This window comes from Hominisplanchenecus faecis, from assembly GCF_020687205.1.
GTDB lineage: Bacteria > Bacillota > Clostridia > Lachnospirales > Lachnospiraceae > Hominisplanchenecus > Hominisplanchenecus faecis.
On sequence record NZ_JAJEQE010000097.1, the window covers coordinates 1 to 1737 of the forward strand.

2 protein-coding genes are annotated in these 1737 nt (G+C 38.3%); both read right to left on the reverse strand.

Going from position 1 to position 1737, the window contains the following annotated elements; all coding sequences use genetic code 11:
* Nucleotides 1-417: 417 nt before the first annotated feature.
* On the reverse strand, nucleotides 418-1236 hold the full coding sequence (locus tag LKD42_RS15015) for a hypothetical protein (protein WP_243860783.1): 819 nt from the start codon (nucleotides 1234-1236) through the stop codon (nucleotides 418-420).
* A gap of 291 nt (nucleotides 1237-1527) precedes the next feature.
* Nucleotides 1528-1737: hypothetical protein (locus tag LKD42_RS15020; protein ID WP_248836165.1), on the reverse strand; the 210-nt coding region annotated here is incomplete at its 5' end.

Consider the following 1737-nt stretch of genomic DNA (forward strand, 5'->3'; position numbering starts at 1 on the left):
AAAAGCAGAGGTAAAGTAACGGAAATCTGCCGCCGTCACTATGCCTCTGCTTTTTTACTATCTGGCACAATTCTGCATTTCACATCCCTTTTGCCGCATGGAAAGAAAAAACAGTATCCACTCTTTTTACTATCTTGATGCGGAACGTTTTGATTCTAAAAACTTTCTGCGTGTACCAGCGTGGCAAAAGGCTGTTTCCTGCCAGCGTGTAAAATATGACATGAAGTGTTTTTAAAAACTATGGCTGTACAAAAACGTACGGCAATGTGCAAAATGAACAATTCCCAAGAAGGCACTTTTACGTGCCCTTCGGGGAATTCGTTCATTTGCACATGCAATACTGTTCATTTGCAAACAGTATTTTAAAAACCCGGCATTTCCATTCCTTACACCTGCCAGGAAACCACCGACAACTTTTTATTTACCTGTTTCACGAAGCCATTTTTTTACTGCTTCCACATCTACTTTCAATGCGAGGGCAATTTGCTCAATCGGCACATGAAGTTCTGCAAAAGCAATAGCGGCATCTTTTTTTGCAGTATTAAGTCCATCAGCTACACCAGCTTCATATTCAGCTTTTCTGAGTTTTCGTTCTTCCTCTTCTTTATCGTATTCAAATATACTCATCGAGATCACCTCCGATTTATTTGCACGAAGAAATTCGGAGAGAATGTTATTACGGATACATTCATCAACAGCCAGCTTGACTGCTTCATTCAATTCCAATTCCTCCGCATATTTACGGACACAATTTACATACTGTGCATATTCTCTTAAAGTCTGGCATTGTTCCATCAGCTCTTCATTATGCCCTTCGTTGATGTTTAAGGTCAGAACTTCCAGCTCCAGTTTTGGTTCACCGGACAGATTTTCAAAAGCTTCCGACAAATGGTTTACCCAATGATCTTTCTTTTTTTCAGTTCCATTATAAAATACGATAAACTGTGGTGCCGGGACTTTCAGCAGGCATGAAGAGTAAAGCGATTTATGATCGACCAATTTCTGATATTCACTGGAAATATAGAATAAATCTCGCAATGGCATATTTGGACTATAAGTAGACTGATGTTCATACAGAAACAAGTCTGTACCGATGATGAAAGCCAGATCATTTTTCATTCCCATATAAATGGCATTTTCCAGTGTGATGATTTCCAGTTTTTCCGGATCATCATAATGAGAACCGCTGACTGCATTATAAAGAGATAATAAATTTTTGCGGTCAGAAAACAGCATACGGTCTATGCTTTCTTTTTAACAGTTTGAAACTCCTGCTTTTTAAATTGATTTGTTTGATTGAAAAGCATGAATTTCTGAAATGTGATTAGAAAATATAGATGGCAGGATGCCAAGAACGTTAAGAAATATGCTTTGAAAGTATATTATCATATAACTCTCATTATTTCAATATATTTTTAAAAACAATTAAAATCAACATAAACAATAAGAAACTAAAATTATACGATAGAAGTGTAAATTGTGCCAGACAACAAAAGACAGAGGCATAGTGACGGCAGCAAGTTTCCGTTACTCTATCTCTGTCTTTTTCTGTTCTGTGTTTTGTACCCTGGCCTGAAGGACTGTTCCGCTTAAGCGATCCCCGGCAAGCCAGGAGCTTTTAGTAATGTGCAGACGAGGCGCATTGTAAAACATGGTGCGTAAAATAATACAGCCATGATGAATTCGAAAACAAATCGCTCTGACGGTAGCAAGGCTTCCGTCGTGAGGTTTGCGATG